The sequence below is a fragment of the Pseudonocardia sp. DR1-2 genome (assembly GCF_023717215.1).
Lineage (GTDB): Bacteria > Actinomycetota > Actinomycetes > Mycobacteriales > Pseudonocardiaceae > Pseudonocardia > Pseudonocardia alni.
On record NZ_JAMQOF010000002.1, the window covers coordinates 395,061 to 421,502 of the forward strand.

23 protein-coding genes and 1 tRNA gene are annotated in these 26,442 nt (G+C 74.1%); 13 read left to right on the plus strand and 11 right to left on the minus strand.

From position 1 onward, the window contains the following. Nucleotides 1-29: 29 nt before the first annotated feature. Nucleotides 30-1,838, minus strand: a complete 1,809-nt coding sequence (locus tag ND486_RS06660) for a gamma-glutamyltransferase (RefSeq protein ID WP_251783274.1) — start codon at nt 1,836-1,838, stop codon at nt 30-32. A gap of 38 nt (nt 1,839-1,876) precedes the next feature. Continuing rightward, a complete protein-coding gene (locus tag ND486_RS06665) occupies nt 1,877-3,604 on the minus strand; it encodes a TM0106 family RecB-like putative nuclease (RefSeq protein ID WP_251783275.1) in 1,728 nt (575 codons plus the stop codon). Between the two features lie 156 nt (nt 3,605-3,760). Here ND486_RS06665 and ND486_RS06670 point away from each other — a divergent pair, with 156 nt between their 5' ends. Beyond that, nucleotides 3,761-4,648, plus strand: coding sequence for a DUF6474 family protein (locus ND486_RS06670; protein ID WP_208820385.1), 888 nt, complete (start codon nt 3,761-3,763; stop codon nt 4,646-4,648). A gap of 78 nt (nt 4,649-4,726) precedes the next feature. On the opposite strand, the gene ND486_RS06675 is transcribed toward ND486_RS06670, so the two are convergent. Genes ND486_RS06675 through ND486_RS06685 form a run of 3 tightly spaced genes read right to left on the minus strand, consistent with a single transcriptional unit; the run spans nt 4,727 to nt 7,291 of the window. Then, a complete protein-coding gene (locus ND486_RS06675; RefSeq protein ID WP_251783276.1) occupies nt 4,727-6,130 on the minus strand; it encodes an NAD(P)/FAD-dependent oxidoreductase in 1,404 nt (467 codons plus the stop codon). Nucleotides 6,131-6,149: 19 nt separating this feature from the next. Next, on the minus strand, nt 6,150-6,809 hold the full coding sequence (locus ND486_RS06680; RefSeq protein ID WP_251783277.1) for an NAD(P)H-binding protein: 660 nt from the start codon (nt 6,807-6,809) through the stop codon (nt 6,150-6,152). 26 nt (nt 6,810-6,835) lie between these two features. Next, a complete protein-coding gene (locus ND486_RS06685) occupies nt 6,836-7,291 on the minus strand; it encodes a DUF4442 domain-containing protein (RefSeq protein WP_083474440.1) in 456 nt (151 codons plus the stop codon). A 188-nt stretch (nt 7,292-7,479) separates the two neighbouring features. On the opposite strand from ND486_RS06685, the gene ND486_RS06690 reads away from it, so the two are divergent. The 3 genes from ND486_RS06690 (at nt 7,480) to ND486_RS06700 (ending at nt 10,399) form a co-directional block, all read left to right on the plus strand. After that, nucleotides 7,480-8,508, plus strand: coding sequence for an NAD(P)-dependent alcohol dehydrogenase (locus tag ND486_RS06690; RefSeq protein WP_251783278.1), 1,029 nt, complete (start codon nt 7,480-7,482; stop codon nt 8,506-8,508). 83 nt (nt 8,509-8,591) lie between these two features. Beyond that, entirely contained in the window at nt 8,592-9,659 is a 1,068-nt protein-coding gene (locus tag ND486_RS06695; protein WP_251783279.1) for an amidohydrolase family protein, read from the plus strand. Next, nucleotides 9,656-10,399: an iron-sulfur cluster assembly protein gene (locus ND486_RS06700; protein WP_251783280.1), complete on the plus strand. Its 744-nt coding sequence runs from the start codon at nt 9,656-9,658 to the stop codon at nt 10,397-10,399. The genes ND486_RS06695 and ND486_RS06700 overlap by 4 nt, the downstream gene beginning before the upstream one ends. A 159-nt stretch (nt 10,400-10,558) precedes the next feature. Here the strand turns inward: ND486_RS06700 and ND486_RS06705 are convergent, their stop codons facing one another. From ND486_RS06705 to ND486_RS06725, 5 genes are read right to left on the minus strand one after another with little or no spacing between them, the layout of a single operon-like run. Then, nucleotides 10,559-11,311, minus strand: coding sequence for a class I SAM-dependent methyltransferase (locus ND486_RS06705; protein WP_251783281.1), 753 nt, complete (start codon nt 11,309-11,311; stop codon nt 10,559-10,561). A gap of 32 nt (nt 11,312-11,343) precedes the next feature. Continuing rightward, nucleotides 11,344-11,685 carry a TfoX/Sxy family protein gene (locus ND486_RS06710; protein WP_251783282.1) on the minus strand — a complete coding sequence of 114 codons (342 nt, stop codon included), beginning with the start codon at nt 11,683-11,685 and terminating at the stop codon, nt 11,344-11,346. A gap of 17 nt (nt 11,686-11,702) precedes the next feature. Further along, a complete protein-coding gene (locus ND486_RS06715; protein WP_251783283.1) occupies nt 11,703-12,845 on the minus strand; it encodes a 5-methyltetrahydropteroyltriglutamate--homocysteine S-methyltransferase in 1,143 nt (380 codons plus the stop codon). Between the two features lie 60 nt (nt 12,846-12,905). After that, nucleotides 12,906-13,685: an enoyl-CoA hydratase/isomerase family protein gene (locus ND486_RS06720; RefSeq protein ID WP_251783284.1), complete on the minus strand. Its 780-nt coding sequence runs from the start codon at nt 13,683-13,685 to the stop codon at nt 12,906-12,908. 18 nt (nt 13,686-13,703) lie between these two features. Then, nucleotides 13,704-14,486 (minus strand): IclR family transcriptional regulator, encoded by a 783-nt coding sequence (locus ND486_RS06725; RefSeq protein ID WP_251783285.1) that lies wholly within the window; start codon nt 14,484-14,486, stop codon nt 13,704-13,706. 51 nt (nt 14,487-14,537) lie between these two features. Here ND486_RS06725 and ND486_RS06730 point away from each other — a divergent pair, with 51 nt between their 5' ends. After that, complete coding sequence (locus ND486_RS06730; RefSeq protein ID WP_208820401.1) at nt 14,538-15,164, plus strand: uridine kinase; 627 nt, start codon at nt 14,538-14,540, stop codon at nt 15,162-15,164. A 139-nt stretch (nt 15,165-15,303) separates the two neighbouring features. Here ND486_RS06730 and ND486_RS06735 read toward each other — a convergent pair. After that, nucleotides 15,304-15,389, minus strand: a tRNA-Leu gene (locus ND486_RS06735). Between the two features lie 262 nt (nt 15,390-15,651). Here ND486_RS06735 and ND486_RS06740 point away from each other — a divergent pair. From ND486_RS06740 to ND486_RS06780, 8 genes are all read left to right on the plus strand, one after another. Continuing rightward, complete coding sequence (locus ND486_RS06740; RefSeq protein ID WP_251783286.1) at nt 15,652-16,959, plus strand: DUF3662 and FHA domain-containing protein; 1,308 nt, start codon at nt 15,652-15,654, stop codon at nt 16,957-16,959. Between the two features lie 112 nt (nt 16,960-17,071). After that, nucleotides 17,072-17,545, plus strand: coding sequence for an FHA domain-containing protein (locus ND486_RS06745; RefSeq protein ID WP_062399103.1), 474 nt, complete (start codon nt 17,072-17,074; stop codon nt 17,543-17,545). Between the two features lie 134 nt (nt 17,546-17,679). Continuing rightward, entirely contained in the window at nt 17,680-19,020 is a 1,341-nt protein-coding gene (locus ND486_RS06750; RefSeq protein ID WP_251783287.1) for a PP2C family serine/threonine-protein phosphatase, read from the plus strand. After that, on the plus strand, nt 19,020-20,507 hold the full coding sequence (locus ND486_RS06755; protein ID WP_083474438.1) for an FtsW/RodA/SpoVE family cell cycle protein: 1,488 nt from the start codon (nt 19,020-19,022) through the stop codon (nt 20,505-20,507). The genes ND486_RS06750 and ND486_RS06755 overlap by 1 nt, the downstream gene beginning before the upstream one ends. After that, nucleotides 20,504-21,973, plus strand: coding sequence for a penicillin-binding protein 2 (locus tag ND486_RS06760; protein WP_208820405.1), 1,470 nt, complete (start codon nt 20,504-20,506; stop codon nt 21,971-21,973). Before ND486_RS06755 ends, ND486_RS06760 begins: the two co-directional genes overlap by 4 nt. A gap of 40 nt (nt 21,974-22,013) precedes the next feature. After that, complete coding sequence (locus ND486_RS30005) at nt 22,014-23,765, plus strand: protein kinase (protein ID WP_374231383.1); 1,752 nt, start codon at nt 22,014-22,016, stop codon at nt 23,763-23,765. After that, on the plus strand, nt 23,762-25,726 hold the full coding sequence (pknB, locus tag ND486_RS06775) for a Stk1 family PASTA domain-containing Ser/Thr kinase (protein ID WP_251783288.1): 1,965 nt from the start codon (nt 23,762-23,764) through the stop codon (nt 25,724-25,726). Before ND486_RS30005 ends, pknB begins: the two co-directional genes overlap by 4 nt. Before the next feature lie 19 nt (nt 25,727-25,745). Beyond that, a complete protein-coding gene (locus ND486_RS06780) occupies nt 25,746-26,381 on the plus strand; it encodes an aminodeoxychorismate/anthranilate synthase component II (RefSeq protein WP_062399097.1) in 636 nt (211 codons plus the stop codon). Nucleotides 26,382-26,442: the final 61 nt, after the last annotated feature.

Sequence of the window (26,442 nt, forward strand, 5' to 3'; positions counted from 1 at the left end):
CGTCACGGGAGGGCGGGGCGCTCCGCCGTCTACAGCGCGATGGCCGCGCCCACCCCGGACCGGGGGTCGACCGCGGCGTGCAGCGTCCCGGGCCCGCCGCCCCCGGGGACGGCGGCGCCGGTCCCGACCGCGCACATCCGGCCCAGCGCCCAGGCGCCCGCGTCGTCCACGACGTGCCCGCGGCGGGTCAGCCCGGCGAGGGTGCCGGCCCCGAGCCGGGACTCGACGACGAGCCCGTGCGGCTCCCAGCCGCGCGGCGCGAAGGACGCGGGGAACGCCGTCGAGTGCCAGGTCGGCGCGTCGATCGCGGCCTGCAGGTCCAGCCCGCCGTGCATCAGCGCGAGCAGGAAGGCGAGCTGCCACTGGTCCTGCTGGTCCCCACCCGGCGTCCCGAACGCGAGTGCGGGCTCGCCGTCGCGCAGCGCCAGCGACGGCGACAGCGTCGTGCGCGGCATCCGCCCGGGCGCCAGCGTGCTCGCGAGCCCCTCCTCCAGCCAGAACATCTGGCCGCGGGTGCCGAGGCAGAAGCCCAGCGCCGGGATCGTCGGCGACGACTGCAGCCAGCCCCCCGACGGCGTCACCGAGATCATGTTCCCGGCGGCGTCGACGACGTCGACGTGCACCGTGTCCCCGCGGGCGACGCCGTCCCGCGACACCGTCGGCTCGCCGGTGCCCGGCCCCTCCGTCCCGGAGCCGCGACCGGCTCCCGGGGTCGCCGCGTAGTCCCCGATCCGGGGGGTGCGTCCGCCCGGCGAGCCGGGTCGCAGCCCGCCGTCCGAGGCCGGGCCGATCAGGCCCCGCCGGTCGTCGGTGTAGGCGTCGGAGAGCAGGTCGGCGATCAGGTCGGGGGTCGCGCCGTCGCCGTACCAGGCCTCCCGGTCGGCGAAGGCGAGCTTCGCGGCCTCGGCGGCGGCGTGCACCGTGTCGAGGGTCGCGACACCGCCGGGCAGCTCCAGGTCCAGGCCCGCCAGCAGCCGCAGCTGCTGCAGCAGGACCGGCCCCTGCGACCATGGGCCGCACTTCGCGACCGACCAGCCGGACCCGGCGTCGGCGACGAGCGCGTCCTCGTAGTGCGCCGACCAGCCGGCCAGGTCGTCGGCGGTGAGCAGGCCGATGTGGTCGCGCCCGGTCTCGTCCCGGACCGGGGTCGCGGCGAACCGGCCGATCTCCTCGGCGACGAACCCGCGGTACCAGGCGTCGCGGGCGGCGTCGATCCGCGCCTCCCTGCTCGGGCCGACGGCCTCGTCGAGCAGCCGGCGCCAGGTCGCGGCCAGCACGGGCAGCCGCACCGGCTCGCCCGCGGCGGGGACCCGGCCGTCGGGCAGCCAGGTCGCCGCCGACGACGGCCAGTGCGTGCGGAAGTGGTCGGCGACCGTGCCGATGGCCGCGGGCACCCGCGGGACCAGCGGGAACCCGCCCGCGGCGTAGCCGAGCGCCGGTGCGAGGACGTCGGCGAGCTCCCAGGTGCCGTGGTCGCGCAGCAGGGTCAGCCAGCCCTCCCAGGCCCCGGGGACCGTCGCCGGGAGCAGGCCGGTGCCGGGGACGATCGTGCAGCCCAGGTCGCGCAGCCGGTCGGCCGTCGCGGCGGCCGGTGCCACGCCCTGGGCGCACAGCACCCGCGGGACGGGGTCGGTCGCGGTGACGAACACGGCGGGCAGCTCACCTCCCGGCCCGCACAGGTGCGGCTCGACCACCTGCAGCACGAACCCGCAGGCGACGGCGGCGTCGAAGGCGTTCCCGCCCCGCGCCAGCACCGTGGCCGCGGCGGCGGTGCCGAGATGGTGGGTGCTGCTGACCGCGCCGTGCGGCCCGATCCGGTCGTGTCCTCTGGGTGCCACGACCCGGATCCTCACACGCCCGCGTGGCCCCGCGGACCTCAGGCGGGGTCGCGCAGCTCGCTCACCAGCGGGACCTCCAGCACCCGGTCCGAGGACATCCACTCGCGCAGCGCGTGGGTGGCCAGCACGTCGTCGGTGTTGTAGCCGAGCAGCCGCTCCCGCTGGACCGGGTCGGGCTCGCCGCCGTCGAGCGCGACGGCGTCGCGATACCAGCGCATGGAGTTCTCCCCACCCGCCTCCGGGTCCCGCCAGGAGAACCCGGCGGCGGGAGCGATCTTCTTCAGCCCCTTGCCCTGCGAGCACAGGAACCAGGTGGAGACCACGCCGTAGAGGTCCACCCAGCACGGGTCCGCGACGAACGCGCGCACCTCGGCCTCGGTCGGTACCCCGGGCATCCCGGCGAACCGCTGCGCCGAGGCGATCATCCAGCGGTTCTCGGCCTGCTCGTTGTAGCAGTAGGCGGCGAACGTGCGCCCGGACGCGAGCGTGGCGGCGCGCACGCCCGCGAACCACGTCCAGAACTCCCCGAACGAGCGCCCCTCGTCGCGGGTGGGCAGCGGGTCCCAGGTCGCGAACGCCCGGTAGCCGGGCTCCGGGTCCCCGTCACGGGCACCGCCGGGCAGCGTCAGCAGCGCACCCCACAGGTAGGCCCCGGACTCGCCGAAGCTCTCCATGTCGACGTCGACCTCGACGTCGGCGCGCGTGACCGGCACCCGCGGCACCCGGCGGGCGACGGCGAGTCCCCGGCGGCGCGCGCGGGCCAGCGCCACGAGGTCGGTGAACGGCGGCCCGGGCAGGGTGCCGGTCAGCTCGGCGGGCGGGTCCGCCGGGTCCAGCCCGGCCAGCCCCGCGACGGTCGCGACGCCCGACTCCCGCAGCAGCCGCGCCGTCTCGCCGTGGGCGACCAGGCTGACGTCGTCGACCTGTTCCAGCTCGGCCTCGCACGTCGGCCACCAGGGGCAGCGGCGGCACTCGGTGATCCGCGACGGCGCCGCGAGCGCGGGCCCGCCGGTCGCCGCGGCCCGGGCGACGGCGGCCCGGTCGGTGAACCGCGCGTCGTACTCCTCCAGCGTGGACCGCCCGCCGGGCCAGTGCCCGGCCCGCAGGTCGTGCCAGACGACCACGTCGGCGTCCAGCCCGATCACCCCGCCGAGCCGCGGGGCCGACTCCGGCGGCGCCCAGCCCGCGGCCTCCAGCAGCCGGGTCAGCTGGGCCAGGGCCAGCAGGTCGCGCGGCTGGGAGCGGACCTTGCGGTCCGGGTCGTGCCGGGCACGCTGCGGCCACGGGTCGGTGACGGCGGTGGTGCGCGCGCCCTCGCCCGGATCGGTGATCCGGCGGCGCACGACGAGCAGCGGGACGTAGCCCCCGGTGGGCGTGCGCACGAGCAGCTCCGCGGTGCCGCGCCGGTCGCCGTCGACGGGCAGTACCGCACCCCAGACCAGCGGTGCACCGGCCGCGACGAGCTCGGCCGTGCGCTCCGCCCGGGCCGCCCGCGGACCGGCGCCGGTCCCGGTCGGCCCGGCCGCGCCGTCCGGCCAGGTGCTCGCCCAGTCCGCCCCCCAGGTGCGCGCGAGCAGCTCGCCGATCCGCACCCGGTGCGCCGCCGCGTCGGCCCGGCGCTGCTCGATCGCCGGGTCCGGGAGCGCCCGCGGCCGCTCCGCCGCCGACGGGTCGTGGTCCAGGTGCACCCGGCGGCGGCACCCGCTCAGCGCCGCCGCGTCCAGCAGGACACGGGGTGCGGTACGCGGTCCGGTCGAGGTGCTCACGGCTCCCGAGGGTAGAGACCACCCCCGACAGGAACGGATCCGCGTGACGCCCCGTTCCCCCACCCGGGTGGTGTCGGTCCTGCGCGTGCGGTGGGCGGGGCCCTAGGCTGCGTCGACACGGCGATCATCTGCCGAGCCGACCCGGGAGGACACGACATGGGACTGCTGCGCAGGAAGCCGAGCGCGGGCGAGCGCGCCGCGGCGGCGACCAGGGAGGCGGCGGTCGATGCGTCGGAACGGGTGCAGTCGGCCACGGTCCAGACCCTCGAGTACACCCGCGAGACCGCCGACAAGGCCGCCGAGAAGCTGCACCAGCGCGCGGTGAAGGCCCGGAAGAAGGCCGAGGCGGCGTCGCGGCGGGCGGAGAAGGCCGGCCGCCGGGCCGCGCGCAGCACGCGTCGCGCCGTCGGCGAGGGCACCGCCACCGCGAACAGCCTGCTGAGCTCGGCCGACCTCAAGGCCCGCTCGGCCGACCGGAAGGTCGCCAAGGCGGCGGCGAAGGCCGACGCCGGCGCCCGCAAGGCCGAGGCGAAGGCCGCGCGCGCCGCGGAGAAGGGCAGGCTCAAGAGCGAGAACCTGGCCGCCAAGCAGGCCGAGCGGGACCGCGCCGCCCGCGAGTGGAACGCCAAGAAGGTCCAGCGGTACCTGGGCGTGGCGAAGATCGTCGCGCCGCTGCTGGCGCCGTACGCGATGGCCGCGGCCGGGTCGCTGCGCCACCGCCTCGACGACCACCGTTCCCGCCGACTCGGCGTGTCCCCGGACGAGCTGGGCGGCTACTCCGGCCCCGGCGGACGGCTGCACGCACGGCTGTCCCGGATCGCGCGCACCATCACCGAGCTGCGCGAGGACGGGACCGTCGAGCGCGACCAGGCCGCGAAGCGGTTCGCCGACGAGACCGAGCCGCGGCTGCACGACCTCGCCGCCGCCGTCCGGGCCGCGGAGAACATGCCGGCCGCCCGCCGCAAGGCCGCGTACCGCACGGTGTCCGCGGACCTGGACCGCATCGAGGTCCGCCTGCTCGACCACCTGGGCGTCCGCTCCTGACCCGTTCCGTGGGCCCGGCCCCGGCCGGGCCCACGGCGACGGTCGGCCCGCGCGGTTCCGATGCGCGCTCCGCCTGCGCTACGCGCGGTAGGTCTCCAGCAGCCGCAGCCACACCTCGCTGATCGTGGGGAACGCGGGCACGGCGTGCCACAGCCGGGCCAGCGGCACCTCACCGACCACGGCGACCGTCGCCGCGTGCAGCAGCTCGGCGACCCCGGGCCCGACGAACGTGACCCCGAGCAGCACCTCGCGCCGCGGGTCGACGACGGCGACCACCCGGCCGGACCAGTCGTCCGCGGTGAGCGAGGACCCGGCGACGGCGATGTCCATGTCGACCACCCGCACGTCGAGCCCCTCGGCGCGGGCGGTCGCGGCGGTCCGGCCCACCCAGGCGACCTCGGGGTCGGTGAACACGACCTGGGGCACCGCGTGGTGGTCGGCGGTCGCCGCGTCCTCGCCCCAGGGGGCGTCGTCGAGCGGGCGGCCCGCGGCGCGCGCGGCGATCGCGTGCGCGGCGATCCGGGCCTGGTACTTGCCCTGGTGGGTGAGCGGGGCCCGCCCGTTGACGTCGCCGACCGCGTAGAGCCAGTCCCCCGCGGCGAGCCCCGAGTCGTCGACGACGATCTCGCCGCGCCGCCCGGGGCCCACCCCGGCCGAGCCGAGGTCGAGCCCGTCGGTGGCCGGACGGCGCCCGGTCGCGACGAGCAGCCGGTCCACCTCGACCTCGTCCCCGCCCCCGACCAGCACCGTCGCGTCCCCGTTCCGGCGCACCTCGTCCAGGCCGGTGCCCAGCCGCACGTCGACGCCGGCCTCCCGCAGCCCGGCCGCGACCCGCTCGGAGGCCTGCGGCTCCGCGCCCGGCAGCACCCGGTCGCCGTGGTTGAACAACGTGACCTGCGCGCCCAGCCGGGCGTGGGCCAGCGCCATCTCGCAGCCGACGACGCCGCCGCCGAGCACGCCGAGCCGGCGCGGGACCTCCCGCGCCGAGGTCGCCTCGCGCGAGCCCCAGTACTCGACCGTGTCCAGCCCCGCGACGTGCGGGACGACCGGCACGCTGCCGGTCGCGACGACGACGGCGTGGCGCGCGGTCACCACGGTCTCGGTGCCGTCGGCCGCGGTCACGACGACGCGCTTCTCCCCGGCCAGCCGGCCCCGGCCGCGCAGCACGGCGGCACCGGCGCCCTCGGCCCACCGCACCTGGCCGCTGTCGTCCCAGTCGGAGGTGAACGTCGTGCGGCGTTCGAGGACCTTCGCCGGGTCGAACTCGGCCCGCACACCGGGCAGCCGCCGGGCGTCGGCGACGGCCTGCGGGGTGCGCAGCAACGCCTTCGACGGGATGCACGCCCAGTACGAGCACTCCCCGCCGAGGAGCTCGGCCTCCACCAGCACCGCGGACAGGCCGGCGTCCACCGCGTAGCCCGCGGCGTTCTCACCGACCGGGCCCGCCCCGATCACGACGACGTCGTAGCTCTGCTCGCTCATGGGGGCGACCCTTCCGCACTCACCCCAGGGCCGCGACCGCGTCACCCAGCTCGGTGTCGCCGCCGCGCAGCTCCAGCGTCGTGCCCGCGGTGCCCGGCGCCGCCAGCAGCGCGGCGACGGCCGCGGCGGAGTCGTCGCGGGTCACCTCGCCGTACTCCACCGGCGGCGGGGCCAGGGTGACCCGCCCGGTGCCCGGGTCGTTCGTGAGCCTCCCGGGCCGCAGGATCGTCGCGTCGAGGCGCGTGTCGGCGCGGATCGCGTCCTCGGCGGCCTTCTTCGCGCGGATGTAGGCGGCCCACACCTCGCCGCGCTCGGGGTCGGGCTCGGCGTCGACCCCGGGCGAGGACACCAGCAGGTAGCGGCGGACGCCCGCCACTGCGGCCGCGTCGGCGAGCAGGGTGGCGCCGTCCCGGTCGACGGTCTCCTTGCGTGCGACGCCGCTGTCCGGTCCGGCCCCCGCCGCGAAGACGACGGCGTCGGCGCCGGTCAGGTGCCCCGCGAGGTCCGTCGCGGAGATCTTCTCCAGGTCCGCCACGACCGGGCTCGCCCCGGTGGCCGCCACGTCGTCGGTGTGGTCGGGGTTGCGCACGATCGAGCGCACCGTGTGTCCCTGCACCGTGAGCAGTGTGGACAGTCGCAGCGCGATCTGTCCGTGTCCTCCGGCGATCACCACGTCCATGCGGCCACGCTAGGCCGGACGGCTGCTCACCGCCTGTTCGGCTTGAGCGTCCAGACGATCGTCATGGCCCCGGTCTGCACACCCTGGGCGTCGGTGATGGTGACGTCGACGGTGAACTCCGGGCGCGTCCCGGCGTCGAGCTCGGCGAGCACCTCACCGGCCGGACGGGTCAGCACCGCCTCGGCGCGGAGGTCGCCCTTGGCGAGCTTGAGGTAGCGGATCTCGGACCGGACGACCAGCGGTACGGCCCGGTCCCCGGCCGAGGCGAACGCGGCCAGGCCGACGGCGCCGGAGGCGGTCTCGCCCAGTCCGAACATGACCGCGGCGTGCGGCCCGCCGACGTGGTTGTGCTGGTCGGACCGGTCGGGGAGGAACGCCTCGACCCGGTCGGTCGTGATCGACCCGAAGGTGATCCCGGCGGTGCCCACCCACGGCACCGCCTGCGTCATCGCGTCGGCCACCCAGCTCGCGTCATCAGCCATGGCCCGACCCTACTCGTCGGTAACCTCCGAGGAAAGCGACGCCCGTTTCCTCACGATTCTCGCTGTGTAAGAACGAACCCCCTTGTCCGTCGTGCACAACGGGGTTGAGATCGGTGTGACAGCAGGCACACCAAGTCCCACCACCACGACGCGCAACGCCGCGCGTCCGAGGCCCGGAGGTACCGCCAGTGAAGGCCGTGCGGGTGCACGCGTACAAGCAGGACCCCCGGATCGACGACATCCCGGAACCGACGATCCAGGGTCCGCTCGACGTCATCGTCAAGATCGGCGGTGCCGGCGTGTGCCGCACCGACCTCCACATCATCGACGGGGACTGGGCCGACATCCAGAACCCCGACCTGCCCTACGTCATCGGCCACGAGAACGCGGGCTGGGTGCACGCGGTCGGCGACGGCGTCACGAACGTGCGGGTCGGCGACACCGTCATCCTGCACCCGCAGCCGTCGTGCGGGCTGTGCACCATGTGCCGCTACGGGCGCGACATGCAGTGCACCGGGGACGCGTTCTTCCCCGGCCTGTCGAACAACGACGGCGGCATGGCCGAGTACCTGCGCACCACCGCGCGGTCCTGCGTGAAGCTGAACCCGGACACCGACCCGGCCGACGTCGCCGCACTCGCCGATGCGGGCATCACCGCCTACCACGCGGTCCGCAAGGCGGTGCCGTTCCTGTACCCGGGCACCACCGCGGTCGTGCAAGGCGCGGGCGGGCTCGGCCACATCGGCATCCAGGCGCTCGCCGCGCTCACCGCAACCAAGATCATCGTCGTCGACAAGAACCCGGACGCGCTCGAGCTGGCGAAGCAGATCGGCGCGGAGGAGACCGTCGTCGCCGACGGGAACCAGGTCGAGGCCGTCCAGGAGCTCACCGGCGGCGGCGCCACGGTGGTCTTCGACTTCGTCGCCGAGCAGGGCGCGGAGAACGACGCCTGGGCGATGACCGGGCCGGCCGGCTACAACTTCGTCCTCGGCTACGGCGGCAACCTCTCCGCCCCCACCCTCGACTTCGTCGCCGGCGAGAAGAACATCATCGGCAACATCGTCGGCACCTACAACGACCTCGCAGAGCTCATGGTCCTGGCCCAGGCCGGGAAGGTCACCCTGCACACCGTCCAGTACAAGCTCGACCAGGCGCTGGAGGCCCTGCACGACCTGGACGCGGGCAAGGTCCGTGGCCGGGCGATCCTCGTTCCGTGACTCAGTCATACGTACGTACAGGACGAACGTTCTTTCCCTGACCCACCACCGATCAGCAGAGCTGCTGACGCAGGAGGAACCACATGTACGAGAAGGACGGCGAGAAGTACTTCATCGTCGACTCCCACAGCCACTTCTGGGACGCCTCCCGGGAGAACTGGGTCGAGGGTCGCGAGCAGTACGCCAAGGGCTGGATCGACTGCTTCTACGGCTACCACCAGCTCGGCCCGCCCGAGACCCACTGGGACTGGGAGCACTACCTCAAGGTCTCGCAGGACGACTTCGAGCGCGACGTCTTCATCGAGGGCCACGTCGACTACTCGATCTTCCAGTCGACCTACCTCAAGGAGTGGTACAAGAACGGCTTCAACACCGCCGACCAGAACGCGGCGCTGCTGGAGAAGTGGGGCGACCGGATCATCGTCAACGGGCGCTTCGACCCGCGTGACGGCGACGAGGGCATGAAGCAGTTCGAGGCGGACTGCGCGAAGTACAAGCACAAGGGCGTGAAGCTCTACACCGCGGAGTGGAACGGCAGCTCCCGCGGTTTCAAGCTCACCGACCCGGAGTGCTACCGCTTCCTGGAGCGGGCCCAGGAGCTGGGCGTCAAGAACGTCCACGTCCACAAGGGCCCGACGATCTGGCCGCTGGACAAGGACGCGTTCGACGTCGCCGACGTCGACCACGCGGCCACCGACTTCCAGGGCCTGAACTTCATCGTCGAGCACGTCGGCCTGCCGCGCATCGAGGACTTCTGCTTCATGGCGGTGCAGGAGCCCAACGTCTACGCCGGCCTGTCGGTCGTCGTCGGCGGCCTGATGCACGCCCGCCCGAAGTTCTTCGCCAAGGTGATGGGCGAGCTGCTGTTCTGGGTCGGCGAGGACAAGATGACCTTCGGCAGCGACTACAACATCTGGACGCCGAAGTGGCAGGTCGAGGGCCTGGTCGACTGGCAGATGCCCGACGACGACCAGTTCGCCGACTACCCGCGTCTCACCACCGCGTCGAAGAAGAAGATCCTCGGCCTCAACGCGGCGAAGCTCTACGACCTCGAGGTCCCGGCCGAGTGCCGGCTGCCCGACACCACGGCCGACGAGGCCATGGCCCCGGGTGAGGAGCTCGTCGACAACAAGGCGGGGGCGCAGGCGTGACCCCGCGGCCTGCTGAGAGCCCGCTCCGGCAGGCCGTGTGGTCCGCGCTGGGGACGGTGCTCGACCCGGAGCTGGACGAGCCGATCACCGAGCTCGACTTCGTCGAGTCGTGGTCGGTCTCGCCCGCCGGTGAGGTCGTCGTCGGGCTCCGGCTGCCGACGTTCTTCTGCGCTCCGAACTTCTCGTTCCTGATGGTCGCCGACGCCTACGACGCGGTGACCGCGGTACCGGGAGTGACGAGGGCGGAGGTGACGCTGGCCGACCACCACGCCTCCGACGAGATCAACGGCGGGGTCGCGGCGCACGCCGGGTTCGTCAAGTCCTTCGAGGGCTCGATCAACGGGCAGGCCGCGGCCGAGCTCGACGAGCTGCGGCACACGTTCCTGGCCAAGGCCGCGCTGGCCGGCCAGGACCGGGTGGCCCGCCCGCTCGTCGACGCCGGCCGGGGACCCGACGAGCTGGCCGGGCTGACGCTCGGCGAGCTGGTCGGGACCGAGGCCGACACCGAGGAGCTGACCCGGATGCGGACCCGCCGCAGGGCGATCGGCCTGCCCGCCAGCGACGACGCACCGCTGCTGGTCCACTCCGACGGCACCGCGGTGACCGTCGAGCAGGTCCCGCTGCACCTGCGTCGCGCGCGGTTGCAGCGGGTCGGGATCGAGACCAACGGGGAGTACTGCAAGGGCCTGTTGAAGATCCGCTACGAGACCGGCCGGACGGCGGCGACCGCCGGCCGCTGACCACCGCACGCCACCTCCGGGCCGCGCCCCTCATCGAGGGACGCGGCCCGGACGTGTGCACGCCCCGAGTCCGCGCGCTGATCCGGAGTCCGCGCGCATCCGCGCAGTCCGCGCGTGTCACGGCACGCGCGAACCGCGGATCAGCGCGCGAACCGCGAATCAGGGCGAGGGAGGACCGGCGTCCAGGACGCGGACGGTGTCGGTGAGGCGGTAGCCGTCCCCGTGCGCGAAGGGGGCCAGGGCGGCCAGCAGGGCGGCGCGGACGGCGGCGGGGCCGGCGTGGCGTGCCGCGTGCCGCCCCGGCCCGGACGCGAGCACCCCGGCGACGAGGTCGTCCGGGTCGGGGTGCACCACCGGCACCCGGACGACGGCGACCTCCCGCACCACGAGCCCGGCCAGCTCCGCCAGCCGGGTCAACCGCCGCGGATCGGTCAGCGGGGGCGCACCGACGCCGCTGCGGTCGGGCCCGGGGTTGTTCTGCGGCGGCGCGGGCGCGGCCCCGGTGAGCGGGGCGAGCGCCGCGCCGATGACGGCGGCGTCGCACTCGTCGGGGGTGCCCCAGACCGTGGCCCGCACCGCGCCGCCCGGCGCGCACACCCGGCCCGCCCCGCGCAGCGCGAGCACCGGGTTCGTGAGGTGCTCCAGCACCTGCACCAGCGTGACCAGGTCGAACGCGTCATCGGCGAAGGGCAGCTCATGGGCGTCGGCGACCCGCAGGTCCGCCCCGGGCGCGGCCCGCTCCGCCGCGGCGAGCGCGCGGGGTTCGGTGTCGACGCCGGTGACGGCCAGCCCGGCGGCGGCCGCGTCGGCGAGCAGCCGCCCCGCCCCGCAGCCGACGTCCAGCAGCCGCGAGCCCGGGCCGGCGCCCGCCAGGACACGGTCGAACAGCGGGGACGCGGCGGCGGTGCTCACGGCTCCGACGCTAGTCCGGCGCGGTGCCGCGGTCACCGCTTCGGTGGGAGCGTCTCCACGACCGCGACCGCCTCGGCGACCCAGCCGGCGAGCTCCGGGCCGTCGAGGTCGTCGACGTCGGGCTCGCCGGTCACCCACAGCCAGCCGGCCATCTCGCGGCCGCCCATCACCATCCGCTCGGTCCGCGGGCGCTCCAGCAGCTCCGCGGAGCGGTCCGCGGCCACCCGTACGAGCAGCCCGCCACGTCCGCTCGCGGCGACGGCCATGTGCCCGTCGACCAGGAAGGCGAGCCCGCCGAACATCTTCTTCTCGGTCACCGGTCGCTCCGCGAGCAGGCTGCGCAGGCGGGCGGCGAGACCCTCGTCGTAGGCCACCCGGGCGAGTATGGCCCTCAGCGGCCCCAGACGTCCTCGGCGACCGAGACGATCAGCTCCAGCTTGCGCTTCTGGTCGTCGACGGTGAGCTCGTTGCCCTCGACGGTGGAGGAGAACCCGCACTGCGGCGACAGGCACAGCTGGTCCAGCGGCACGTACCGCGCCGCCTCGTCGATCCGCCGCTTGAGCCCGTCCGGGTCCTCCAGCGTCCCGGACTTGGTCGTGACCAGCCCGAGCACCACCTGCTTGCCCTTCGGGACGAACCGCAGCGGGGCGAACCCGCCGGAGCGCTCGTCGTCGAACTCGCAGAAGAAGCCGTCGACGCCCAGCGTGCCGAACAGCGCCTCGGCGACGTGGTCGTAGCCGCCCTCCGCGGCCCACGACGACCGGTAGTTGCCCCGGCACATGTGGGTGGTGACGTACATGTCCGACGGCCGGTCGGCGATCGCGGCGTTGATCTGGCGGATGTAGCGCAGGTGCTGGGTCTCCGGGTCGTCACCCTTCTCGGCCAGCTGCGCGCGGTGCGCCGGGTCGTTCAGGTAGGCCAGCGCGGTGTCGTCGAGCTGCAGGTAGCGGCAGCCGCGGTCGTACATCGCGCGGAGCTGGTCGGCGTAAGCGGTCGACAGGTCGGACCAGAACTCCTCGACGTCGGGGTAGACCTCGCCGGAGATGACCGACCGGCCGCCGCGGGCGTAGACCATGCTCGGCGAGGGGATCGTGAGCTTCGGGGTCGCCGTGGTGACCTGCGCGGCCAGGTACTCGAACGCCGAGGCGAAGACGGGTTCGTCGAGGTGCACCCGGCTGTCGACGGCCATCCCGGCGGAGGTGAAGTTGTTCTGGCCCGCCGCGTTGCGCATCGCGACCTCGACCCGGCCGGAGGTCTTCGTGACGCCGCCGAGGGCGTAGATGAAGTCCATGTGCCAGGAGGTGCGGCGGAACTCGCCGTCGGTGGCCGAGCGCAGGCCGACCGACTCCTGCAGCGCGACGACGTCGGTGATCGCGGCGTCCTCGGCCGCGCGCAGGCCCGCGTCGTCGAGCTCGCCCGCGGCGTGCCGCTCCCGGGCGGCGAGCAGGGCGGGCGGCCGCAGCAGCGAGCCGACGTGGTCGGCCCGGAACGGCGGGACGGTGCGGACGAGCGACTCCACTGTCTTCTCCGGCATCGGGCGAACGTATCGCCGTGTCCGCATGTCCGCCGACGTCACTTCCGGAGAATGGAAGGTCTATCGCGCGCGCCAGTGCGGGGACCGCTTCTCCCGGGCCGCGGCGGCACCCTCCGCCGCGTCCTCGGTGGTCGCGACGACCTTCCGCAGCGTCTCGCCGAAGCGGATCGCCTCCCTGGTGCCCATCTCCGGCCCGCGCACCGCCATCTCCTTGATCGCGCGCTGGGCCAGCGGCGCCCCCGCGGTGAGCCGCCGGGCGAGGTCCCGGGCGGCGTCGCCCAGCTCCTCGTGCGGCACGACCCACCCGGCGAGGCCGATCTCGTGCGCCCGCCGCGCGTCGATCGTCTCGCCGGTGAGCAGCAGCTCCATCGCGTACTGCCGGTCGATCATCCGGGGCAGCCGCAGCGCACCGACGATCGTCGGGACGCCCAGCCGGGCCTCCGGGAAGGAGAAGGTGGCGCGGTCCGAGGCGATCACGAAGTCGCACCAGGTCAGCAGCGTGACGCCGTAGCCGACGGCGGGTCCGTTCACCGCGGCGACGATCGGCTTGAAGATCTCCCAGCCGCTCTCCAGCGAGTTCACCGTCGGCCGCTCGAAGAAGCTGCCCGGGAAGTCGCCCGCCGGGTTGCCGGTGGTCGAGCGCGTGTCCGCCCCGGCACAGAACGCAGGCCCCCGGCCGGTCACGATCGCGACCCACGCCTCGTCGTCGGTGCGGAAGCGGTCCCAGGCGGCGTTGATCGCACGCCGCATGTCCCCGTCGATCGCGTTGCGCTTCTCCGGGCGGTCGTAGGTGATCGTCACGACGTGTCCGTCGCGTTCGTAGCGCACCCCGTCGGCCATCGGGCCATCCTGGCGGGCTCAGCCGGACGCGGCGACCCCCGGCGCCGCGGCCAGGTGGCGGGCCAGCGGGGCCGCGGCCTCGCGCACCGCGCGTTCGAGCTCCCAGCGGCGCCCGGTGAAGTCCGCCCGGCTGACGACGACCGACAGCGCGGCGCCGCCGCCCGGGTGCGGCACCGCGACCGCGAGCCCGGCCCGGCCGCGGGCGTGCTCCTCCACCTCCACCGCGACCCCCGCCGAGCGGACCCGCAGCAGGTCGCGGTCGAGTAGCCGCCGGTCGGTGAGGGTGTGCGGGGTCAGCGGCGCCAGCGGCCCGTGCCCGACGCCGAGGACGTCGGCCAGCCGTCCGGCGTCGAGCCCGGCGAGCAGTGCCTTGCCCGGCGCGGTCGCGTGCGCGGGCAGCGGCTCCCCGGTCACCGCGCCCGGCCCCGGGTGCGCCGCACAGGTCTCGGTGTGGGCGACGACGACGTCGTCGGACCGCAGCACCGCCAGCACCACCGCCGCGCGGGCCGTGGTGTGCAGCTCGGCGAGCACCTCCCGGGCCGGGGCGGGCGGCACGATCGGGTCGGTCATCCCCCGGTACAGCCCGACGACGCGGTAGCCCAGCCCGTACCCGCGCTCGGCGTGCAGCCGGACCAGGTAGCCCTCCTCGACGAGCGTCCCCAGCAACCGGTACGCCGTCGGCAACGGCAGCTCCAGGCGGCGGGCGAGGGCCTTGGCGCTGACCCCGTCACCCGCCTCGGCGACCGCCTCGAGGACCCGCAGCGCTCGGCGCAGCACCGCTCCCGCGCCGTCGCCGACCATCCGCCTAGTGTCGCTGCGGGACCGAGGGCACGCCAGGACCGGGAGGACGACATGGCAGGGGCGTTCCGGCCCGTCGACCGGGCGGGGCTCGCGGCACACCTGGCGGAACGCGCGCGGGAGCCGTCGGGGCGGGTGCGCGTGCTCGTCGACGGCGCCCCGCCCGCGGCCCCGCTGGAGCTGGCCCGGGCGGTCGCGGAGCGGCTGCGCTCCGGCGGCCGACCGGCCCTGGCGGTGGACGCCGACGACTTCCTGCGACCGGCGTCGGTCCGCCTGGAGCTCGGCCGCACCGACCCGGACATGTTCCTCGACGGCTGGCTCGACGAGCCCGCGCTGCGCCGCGAGGTCCTCGCCCCGATGGGTCCCGGCGGCAGCGGCCTGGTGCTGCCCCGGCTGCGCGACACGGTGCGCGACCGTGCCTACCGCGACGAGCCGGTGCCGCTCGGGCCGGACGGGGTGGTGCTGCTCGCCGGCGGGCGGCTGCTGGGCCGGGGCCTGGCCGCCGAGCTGACCGTGCACCTGCGCGTCGGCGGGGCCGCGCTGCGCCGCATGCTGCCCCCCGACGACGCCTGGACGGCCGCCGCGTACGCCCGCTACGAGAGCGAGGGCGACCCCGGTTCGTTCGCCGATGTGCTCGTGATGGCCGACCATCCCGACCGCCCGGCGCTGCGGGACGCCTGATCGGCGCACGGCGTCCGGGCACGGAGCGTGGCCGGAACCCGGGAAAACGAAAAGCGAGACCGGATCGGGCTACACCCGGAACCGATCTCGCGATGGCGGTGGTGACCGCCGGAGGGGGAGAATCCCCGATGAGGGGAGATGGTGGGCGAGGAGGGAGTTGAACCCTCACGTCCTTTCGGACACACGGACCTGAACCGTGCGCGTCTGCCATTCCGCCACTCGCCCGAGCGACACGAGAAAGTTAGCACCCCGCTCGGCAGCCGTTCGCAGGGGGGTCCCCTGCCCGTCGATCACCAGCTGGAGGGGGTCGTGGCGGGTGGGCACCGGGATGCGCCGCGGCTCCGGGCCGGGTAGATCGGAGGGAAGCACGTCGGTGGCACCGCGGGGCCGGTCGCCCGCTCGTGCCGGGCCCCGCCGTGCCCGGCGGATAACACAGATACGATCGGTCGCACATCACCGACACGCCGATGCGGATGGAGGAGATCTTTTGGGCCGCGTGGACCGCTTCGAGCGCCGACTTCAGGGGTTCGTGGGCGACGCCTTCGCGCGGGTCTTCGGGGGCAGTGTCGTCCCACAGGAAGTCGCACAGGCACTGCTGAGGGAAGCCGAGGACAACGTCGAGCAGCTCGCCGGAGGTCGCCAGCTGGCGCCCAACCGGTACACCGTTCTGCTCAGCCCCAGCGATCTCGACCGGATGGCGGGCGACGAGGACGGGGTCGTCCGATCCCTCTCGTCGCACGTGGCGAAGGAACTCACCGACCAGGGCTGGGACACCTACGGTGAGGTCGTAGTCTTTCTGGAGCGCTCCGAGGCGCTGCACACGGGACAATTCCGCACCCGCTCCGCTGTCGACCCCGACGCTTCCCGTCGGGCCGCCAACCGAGCACGCACCGCAGGAGAAGCACCCATGAGCCAGCAACCGGGCCACCCCGAGGAGAACGGGCAGTACGGATACGACCGGGGCGCACCCGGCGGGTACGGCCAGCAGACCTACGCGCCTCAGGGGTACGACCAGGAGCAGCAGGGCGGGTACGACCAGTACGGGCAGCAGCAGGGCGGCTACGGCCAGCCCGGCTACGACCAGTACGGCCAGCCCCAGCAGGGCTACGGCCAGCAGCCCGGGTACGACCAGCAGCAGCCCGGCTACGACCAGTACGGCCAGCAGCAGGGCTACGGCCAGCAGGGCGGCTACGGCCAGCCCCAGCAGGGCGGCTACGACCAGTACGGCCAGCAGGGCTACGGCCAGCCGCAGCAGGGTGGCTACCCCCAGCAGGGCTACGAGCAGGGCTACGACGGCTACGGCCAGCCCCAGCAGGGTGGCTACGGCCAGCCCCAGGGCTACGCCCAGCCCGGCTACCCGCAGCAGGGTGGCTACGAGCAGGGCTACGACGGCGGCTACGGCCAGCAGCAGGGCTACGCCCAGCCCGGCTACCAGCAGGGCGGCTACGACCAGGGCTACGACGGCCAGGGTTACGGCGGCCAGGGCGGCTGGGGCGCTCCGGCGCAGCTGACCGCGATGCTGATCCTGGACGACGGGTCGAACCGCAACTACCAGCTGGCCGAGGGCACCCACGTCATCGGCCGCGGCCAGGACTCCCAGTTCCGGCTCCCGGACACCGGTGTGTCCCGCCGGCACCTGGAGGTCACCTGGGACGGCCAGGTCGCGACCCTGAACGACCTGGGCTCGACCAACGGCACCACGGTGAACAACTCCCCGGTGCAGTCCTGCCAGCTGACCGACGGCGACGTGATCCGCGTGGGTCACTCCAGCCTGGTGTTCCGCACCCAGGGCTGAGCCACACCCGCGGAGCGGAGTCCGCGCAGCGACAGCGGTGCGTCCCCGCCCGCCCGGTGATCCACCGGGCGGGCGGAGCGTGCGGGAACACGAGAAGGGCGAGTAGGACGACGTGCCGGAACTGGTACTGCAACTGACCCGGGGCGGCTTCCTCGCCCTCCTGTGGCTGTTCGTCCTGCTCGCACTCCAGGTGGTCCGCTCCGACCTCTACGCCGCGTCCGGTCTCCGGACGGCCGCACCCGGCCGCGCGGGCGGCGGACGGGCCGCCAGGGTCCGCGGCGGTGGCCGCGGCAAGGTGGCCCGCCAGCTCCTCGTCACCCAGGGTCCGCTGGCCGGCAGCCGCATCACGCTCGACTCCCGGCCGATCCTGATCGGCCGCGCCGACGACTCGACCCTCAAGCTCGACGACGACTACGCCTCCACCCGGCACGCACGCATCTCGCAGCAGGGTGACGACTGGTACGTCGAGGATCTCGGGTCGACGAACGGCACCTATCTGGAACGTAATAAGGTCACCGGGCCCACCCGGGTCCCGCTGGGGACACCGGTCCGCATCGGCAAGACGGTGATCGAGCTGCGATCGTGACGGACACGGACCGACCATGAGGTACCGACCGTGAGCCCGGCGCGACCGACCGCTCCCCCGGTGCCGCGGCCGTCCGACCGGTCCCGCGGCGCGGGATCCGCCCGACGTGCCCCGACCGAAGCCGGAGCCGCCCCGTGACACTGGTGCTGCGTTACTCGGCCCGCAGTGACCGCGGACTGGTCCGGCAGAACAACCAGGACGCCGTCTACGCGGGCCCCCGCCTGCTCGCCCTCGCCGACGGCATGGGCGGTCACGCCGCGGGCGAGGTCGCCTCGTCCCTGGTGATCTCCGCACTGGCCCCGCTCGACGACGACGTACCCGGCGACGACCTGCTCGCCGAACTCCGCGAGGCCACCCACGACGGCAACGAGGCGATCTCCCGCCACGTCGCCGAGGCCCCCGACCTCGAGGGCATGGGCACCACGCTGACCGCGATCCTGTTCGCGGGCTCGCGCCTGGGCATGGTCCACGTCGGCGACTCGCGCTGCTACCTGCTGCGGGACGGCGAGTTCGCCCAGATCACGAAGGACGACACGTTCGTCCAGTCGCTGATCGACGAGGGCCGGATCACCGAGGAGGAGGCGCACACGCACCCGCAGCGGTCGCTGCTGCTGCGCGCCATCACCGGGCAGGACGTCGACCCGTCGCTGTCGATCCGTGAGGCCCGCGCCGGGGACCGCTTCCTGCTGTGCTCCGACGGCCTGTCCGGCCCGGTCAGCGACGAGACGCTGCACGACACCCTGACCGACTACGCCGACCCGCGCGAGTGCGCCGACCGCATGATCGAGCTGGCGCTGCGCGGCGGCGGGCCGGACAACATCACCTGCATCGTCGCCGACGTCGTGGACGTCGACTACGCCGACGACGCCCCGATCATCGGGGGCTCCGCGGGCCGCAACCCGCGCGCCGGCGACGGCGACTACCGCCACGACGAGCGGACCCCGCACTCCTCGGCGCAGCGCGCCGCGGCCACCACGCTGCCCCGCACCGAGCCGGTGCGGCTGGAGCCCGCCGCCGCGGAGGAGCCGCGCCGACGGCGCGGCCTGCGCCCGGTGCTCGCCCTGCTGGGCGTGCTCGTGGTGCTCGTGGCGGGTGTGTTCGTCGCCCGGGCGCTGGTGCTGCAGCAGTACTACGTGGCCGTCGACCGGAACCAGGTCGCGATCTACCAGGGTGTGCGCGGCAACGTGCTCGGGGTCCCGTTGCAACGGGTGGCCGAGTCCACCGACATCGGCCTCGACGACCTGCCGCAGGCGGTCCGCAGCCAGGTCACCGACGGCATCGTCTCCGACGAGGGCGAGACCGGTGCGCGGGAGACCGTCGACCGGCTGCGGGAGCGCATGCTCCCGCTCTGCTCCACGCTGAACCCGCCGCAGCCGCCCGCGGTCGTCCAGGTACCCGGCGCCCCGCCGGTGACGACGACCCCGCTGCCGACCGCGACCCCCGAGCCGGGCCGGAACTGCCGGCTCGACGGCTGATGGCCACGGGCAGCTCCGCCGCGGAGCCGACCACGCCCACCGGCCGCGGCATCGAGCTGTTGATGCTGGGCCTGGCCGCCGTGCTCACGACCGGTGCGCTGGTGCTGGTGGAGGCGAACCAGGAGCAGTCGCTGACGACCGACCTGTTGTGGGTGGGTCTGGCGTACCTCGTGCTGTTCGCGGGTGCGCACGTGGCGGTGCGCTTCCTCGCGCCCTACGCCGACCCGCTGATCCTGCCGTCGGTCGCGCTGCTCAACGGCATCGGCCTGGTGATGATCCACCGGCTCGACCTGGCCAAGGCCGCCCGCGCGGAGGCCACCGGGAGCCCGGTGCCGAGCGGGCTGATCGGCGCCCAGGTCACCTGGACCGTCGCCGGCCTGGCGTTGTTCGCGCTGGTGCTGTTCTTCCTCCGGGACCACCGCACACTGGCCCGCTACGGCTACACCGCCGGCTTCGTCGGCCTGGTCTTCCTGGCGATCCCGGCGTTCCTGCCGTCGTCGATCTCCGAGGTCAACGGGGCCAAGCTCTGGATCCGCATCCCCGGCGGCCCCGGCATCCAGCCCGGCGAGTTCTCCAAGATCCTGCTGATCATCTTCTTCGCGGCCTACCTGGTCCAGAAGCGCAACCTGCTCTCCACCGCGGGCCGCCGCTTCCTGGGCATGGAGCTGCCCCGTGCCCGTGACCTGGCGCCGCTGCTCGTCGCCTGGGGGCTGTCGGTCGGCGTGCTCGTGCTCCAGCGCGACCTCGGCAGCTCGCTGTTGATCTTCGGCCTGGTCCTGGTCCTGCTCTACACCGCGACCGAACGCGTGTCGTGGATGGTGATCGGGCTGCTGGCGTTCTCCGGCGGCGCCGTCGTCGCCTACAACCTGTTCGACCACGTCCAGACCCGCGTGCGGATCTGGCTGGACCCGTTCGCCGACTTCAGCGGCGGCGGCTACCAGCTCGCGCAGGCGCTGTTCGGGCTCGGCACCGGCGGTGTCGGCGGGACCGGGCTGGGCGCCGGACGGCCGGACATCGTGCCCTTCGCCGAGTCCGACTTCATCTTCTCCTCGCTCGGCGAGGAGCTCGGGCTGATCGGGCTGGCCGCGATCCTGCTGGTCTACCTGGTGCTCATCACCCGTGGGCTGCGGTCGGCGCTGGCCGTGCGCGACTCCTACGGCAAGCTGCTCGCGACCGGGCTGTCGTTCTCGGTGGCGCTGCAGATCTTCGTCGTCATCGGCGGGGTGACGAAGCTGATCCCGTTGACCGGTCTGACGCTCCCGTTCCTGTCCTACGGCGGCTCGTCGCTGCTGGCGAACTACGTGCTGGTGGCGATCCTGCTGCGGATCTCGCACGTGGCCAGGGCACCGCTTCCCGTCCGGCCCGCGAAGCCGCGGGCGCCGATCGCCGAGGCCAGCACCGAACTCGTCCAGCGTCCCGGGACGGGCCGTTCCGACACCCGTGACGACAACCGCGCCGACACCGCGGCCCAGAGGAGCGAGACGTGAACCGCCCGGTCCGCCGCGTGGCACTCGCCGTGATGGTGATGATCGTGGTCCTGCTCGGCAACATCACCTACGTGCAGGTGGTCATGGCCGGCCAGTACCGGGACGACTCCCGCAACCAGCGATCGCAGATCGACGAGTACTCGCGTCAGCGCGGCCAGATCGTCGCCGGCGGGCAGGTCCTCGCGCAGAGCGTGGAGAGCGACGGCCGGCTGCGGTTCGCCCGCCAGTACCCGCAGGGCGAGATGTTCGCGCCGGTCACCGGCTTCCTGTCGACCGTGTACGGCAAGACCGCACTCGAGCGGTCCACCGACGAGGTGCTCAACGGCACCGACGACCGGCTGTTCGTGCGCAGGCTGTCGGACCTCATCACCGGCCGGGACCCGGCGGGCGGCAACGTGGTGACCACCATCGACCCCGAGGTGCAGCGCGCCGCCTACGACGGGCTGGCCTCCCGCGGGTACACCGGCGCCGTCGTCGCGCTGGTGCCGCAGACCGGGGAGATCCTGGCGATGGCCTCGACGCCGTCGTTCGACCCGAACCCGCTGGCCTCGCCGGACCCGGCGCAGCAGCAGGAGGCGTGGAAGCGCTACGGCGCCGCCGACCCGGACCCGATGACCAACCGGGCCATCAACGAGATCGAGCCGCCCGGCTCGACGTTCAAGCTCGTCACCACCGCGGCCGCCCTGCAGAACGGCTACACCCCGGACAGCCAGCTCACGGCCGCCCGCAACATCCAGCTGGCCGACTCCACGACCACCCTGGAGAACTACAACGGCTCGGCCTGCGGCGGCGGGGCGACCGCGTCGCTGCGCGAGGCGCTGGCGCGATCCTGCAACACCGCGTTCGCCCAGCTCGGCGGCGAGCTCGGCCCGGACAAGCTCCGTGCCCAGGCCGAGGCGTTCGGCATCGGCCGCACCGACCTGCAGATCCCGATGCCCGTCACGGCGTCGCAGGTCGGCCCGATGGCCGACACCCCCTCGACCCAGCAGTCCGCGATCGGGCAGCGCGACGTCCGGCTGACCCCGATGCAGCTGGCGATGATCGGCGCCTCGATCGCCAACGGCGGCCAGACGATGGCCCCGCACCTGGTCAAGGAGATCCAGAGCCAGACCCTGGACGTCGTCGACACCACCGACCCGGACCGGATGTCGCGGTCGATGCCGGCCGACGTGGCCCGGACGATGACCGACCTGATGGTCGGCTCGGAGGACCGGACCTCGGGCGGCGGCAAGATCACCGGCGTCCAGATCGCGTCGAAGACCGGTACCGCCGAGCACGGCACCGACCCGAAGAACACCCCGCCGCACGCCTGGTACGTGGCGTTCGCACCGGCCGACAACCCCAAGGTCGCGGTGGCGGTGCTCGTCGAGAACGGCGGCGACCGGGCGCTCGAGGCGACCGGTGGTTCGGTCGCGGCCCCGATCGGGCGGGCCGTGATCGCCGAGGCGCTGCGGGACGCCCAGTGAGCCCGCGGGACCCGGCCCGGCGCAGGTCCCCGGCGGCCCCGTGAGCGCCCTGTCGGCCGGGCAGCTGATCTCCGAGCGCTACCAGCTGGACCGGCGGATCGCGGTCGGCGGGATGGGCGAGGTCTGGGAGGCCTCGGACACCCGGCTCGGGCGCAGCGTCGCGGTGAAGGTCCTCAAGGCGGAGCTCTCCGACGACCCGGAGTTCCTGCACCGGTTCCGCATCGAGGCCCGCACCGTCGCCTCGCTCGACCACGCCGGGATCGCCGCCGTGCACGACTACGGCGAGGACGACAGCCCCACCGGCGGCGGGCGCACCGCCTACCTGGTGATGGAGCTCGTCCGGGGTGAGCCGCTGTCGTCGCGGATCGGGCGCGGGCCCATCCCCGCCGACGAGGCGCTCGACATCCTCGAGCAGGCGGGCCGGGCGCTGTTCGCCGCGCACGAGCGCGGGTTCGTCCACCGCGACGTCAAGCCCGGCAACATCCTGCTGCGCACCGACGGCGTCGTGAAGCTGACCGACTTCGGCATCGCCAAGGCCGCCGACGCCGTCCCGGTGACCCGGTCCGGGATGGTCATGGGCACCGCCCACTACATCGCTCCGGAGCAGGCCTCCGGCGAGGAGGCCGGGCCGTCCGGCGACGTCTACTCGCTCGGCATCGTCGGCTACGAGTGCCTGGCCGGGGTGCGGCCGTTCCGCGCCGAGAGCGCGGTCGCGGTGGCGATGATGCAGGTCCGCGACGACCCGCCACCGCTGCCGGACGAGATCCCCGAGCGGGTCCGCGAACTGGTCTCCTCGGTGCTGGTCAAGGACCCCGAGCAGCGCTACGCCGACGGCGCCGAGTTCGCCGACGCCGTCGCCGCGGTCCGGCGCGGGCACCGGCCGCCGCCGCCCGGCATCCCCGCCCCCGCCGGGTACGCACCCGACTTCCGCGGCGACGACGGCACCGGCTCGCGGCACACCCTGCACGAGTCCGGGCCGGAGACCGGTGACGACGGCCCGTCGGCGGGCGGCACCGAGACCGCCGACCGCGGCCCGCGCACCGGTGACCCCGGCCCCGACGGCGCCCGCCGCACCGGGCCGGACCAGGGTGTCTCCCGCCCGGTCACCGGTCCGTACCCCGGTGGCGCGCCGGGCCGGCCGCAGGGACCGCGCACCCCGGGCGGCACGCCGTCCTGGTCCGGGCCGGTCCCGGTGCCCCCGGGCTCGCCGCCCTACGGTGCCCCGCTGCGGCCGCCGCACACCGGGCCGCACAGCGGCGGTCTCCCGGGTGGCCGTCGTCCGGGCGGGCCGCCCACCGGACCCGGGGTCCCGGGGCAGCAGCGATCGGCGCCGACCCGTCCGCCGGTGCGCCGCAACGCCTCCGCCGACCGGATGCCCGAGCAGCATCCGTCCGGCCCGCTCGATCTCGGCCCGCAGCGCTCCGGACGGTCGAAGGCGTGGCTGGCCGTGCTGTTCGTGATCCTGACGCTCGCCGCCGTGCTCCTGGCCGTGATGATCTTGAGGGGCGCCTCGCCCGACGACATGCGGCCCGGCTCGCTGGGGGTCGCGCCCGGTACCGTGGCGACCGCGGCCGGCCCCTCGGCCGGGTCCACGGGACCGGCGGTCCCGGCGGAGCCGTTCGCCGTCCCCCGTGCCCAAGATCGACCGGAGGTGCCCGGTGATGTCCCGGTGATCCCACCGAACGGTCGCTCCGGCGCACATGTCGCCCGTACGGGACCGGCAGTGAGCGCCGACCGGCATGATGAGCACGCCTCCGACGGACTCGATGAGTACGGGAATCTGAACCGATGACGACACCACGACTGCTCTCCGAGCGCTACGAGCTGGGCGACCCGCTCGGCTACGGCGGCATGTCCGAGGTCCACCGCGGCCTCGACACCCGGCTCGGCCGGGACGTGGCGGTCAAGGTGCTGCGCGCCGACCTGGCCCGCGACCCCCAGTTCCAGCTGCGCTTCCGCCGCGAGGCGCAGAACTCGGCGTCGCTGAACCACCCGGCGATCGTCGCGGTGTACGACACCGGCGAGGTCGAGTCCGAGTTCGGGCCGCTGCCCTACATCGTCATGGAGTTCGTCGACGGGCAGACGCTGCGCGAGATCGTCAAGACCACCGGCCCGATGACCCAGCAGCGGGTCGTCGAGGTGATGGCCGACGTCTGCGCCGCGCTCGACTTCTCGCACCGGCACAACATCATCCACCGCGACGTGAAGCCCGCGAACGTGATGATCAACGGCGTCGGTGCGGTCAAGGTCATGGACTTCGGCATCGCCCGTGCGCTGGGCGAGGGCCAGAACGTCACCCAGACCGCCGCCGTCATCGGCACGGCGCAGTACCTGTCCCCCGAGCAGGCGCGCGGCGAGGCCGTGGACGCCCGCTCGGACGTCTACGCCGCGGGCTGTGTGCTGTTCGAGCTCCTGACCGGCGAGCCGCCCTTCACCGGGGACACCCCGGTCGCAGTGGCCTACCAGCACGTGCGGGAGGACCCCCGGTCCCCGTCGGAGCTCAACCCGTCGGTGCCCCCGGCGCTCGACGCGGTGGTGCTCAAGGCGCTCAGCAAGAACCCGGCCAACCGCTACCAGTCGGCCGCCGAGATGCGGGCGGACCTGGTCCGCGTGCGCAACGGCGAGCCGGTGCACGCACCGCTGGTCATGAGCGAGCACGAGCGCACGCACATGATGGCCCACGACGGCGCGACCCAGGCCATGGCGACGCGCCGGCTCGACGCGGGCGGCCCGCCCACCGGCCGGCACACGATGCCGCCGCACCACCCCGACTACGCCGACGACGAGGGCCGCGGCGGGCGGCGCAAGGCCCTCCTGTGGGTCGCCGCGCTCGCCGTCATCGGTCTGCTCGGCTTCGTCGGCTTCCAGCTGTTCTCCTCCTCGGGACCGGACCAGGTGTCGGTGCCCGACGTGCTCGGCCAGTCCCCGGACCAGGCGCGGCAGACCATCACCCAGGCCGGGCTGCTGTTCTCCCAGCAGGACCAGCCGTCGGACGTCGCCCAGGTCGGCAAGGTCGTCCGGACCGACCCCGGCGGCGGCAACCAGGTCGCCGAGAACAGCCGGGTGACGGTCTACGTCGGCAGCGGGCCCGCGCAGGTCACGGTGCCGAGCGTGGAGGGTCTGTCCCCGGACGAGGCCGAGGCCAAGCTCCGGGAGGCCGGCCTGCAGGTCGGCGGCCGCACCGAACGCGACACCAGTGACTCCAGTCAGGTCGGCAAGGTCATCACCTCCGACCCGGGGCCGGGCCAGCAGGTCTCGGGCAACACCGCGGTGTCGCTGGTGGTGGGCCGCAAGCAGCAGACCGTCGCCGTGCCGGACGTGGCGGGCCAGTCGGCCGACGCCGCCCGGGCGACGCTGCAGAACGCCGGCTTCCAGTCGATCTCCACGACCGAGGTCGACAGCAGCGGTTCGGCGGGCCAGGCGGTCGGCACGAACCCGTCGGCCGGGACCCGGGTCGCACCCGACCAGACCATCACGATCCAGATCAGCCGTGGGAACCAGAACCAGGTGCCCAACGTCGTCGGCCAGCGCGTCGACAGCGCGATCAGCACACTGCAGGAGGCGGGGCTGAGCCCGTCGATCCGCCAGGTCGACGTCTCGGACTCCTCGCAGAACGGCATCGTGCTGCAGCAGAGCCCGTCCGGCGGGTCCGAGGCCTCGAGCGGCCAGACCGTCACCCTCACCGTCGGCAGCTACTCCGGTGGCAGCAGCAGCGACGGTGAGAACGGCAGCAACGGCTTCCCGTTCAACTGACGATCTCCCGGGAGGGACCGTGCGCGTACTCGTCGTCGACAACTACGACAGCTTCGTCTACAACCTGGTCCAGTACCTGGCCCAGCTCGGTGCCGACCCGGTGGTCCGGCGCAACGACGAGGTCGAGCTCGACGAGCTCGACGAGGTCGGCGCCGTCCTGGTCAGCCCCGGTCCGGGGACCCCGGAGCGGGCCGGTCGCAGCGTCGAGGTCATCCGCCGCGCCGCGGAGCGCGCCACGCCCCTGCTGGGCGTGTGCCTCGGCCACCAGGCGCTGGCCACCGCCTGGGGCGGGGTCGTGGAGCGCGCGCCCGAGCTGCTGCACGGCAAGACCTCGGAGGTCTTCCACGACGACACCGGTGTGCTGACCGGGCTGCCGTCGCCGTTCACGGCCACCCGCTACCACTCGCTGACGATCGCGCCCGACGGTCTGCCGTCGGAGCTGGAGGCGACCGGCCACACCGAGACCGGCCTGATCATGGCCGTGCGGCACCGGGAGCTCCCGATCTCCGGCGTGCAGTTCCACCCGGAGTCCGTGCTGACCGAGGGCGGGCACCGGATGCTGGCGAACTGGCTGCGCCAGGCCGGCTACGACGTGCCGGAGGACCTGGTCGTACGGCTGTCCGACGAGATGGCCGGACTGGTCGCCGGGGTCTGATCCCCGCCCCGCACCACCCGACGTCCCCGTGATGTGTGACGCCTGTGTCGCCGGTGTGACC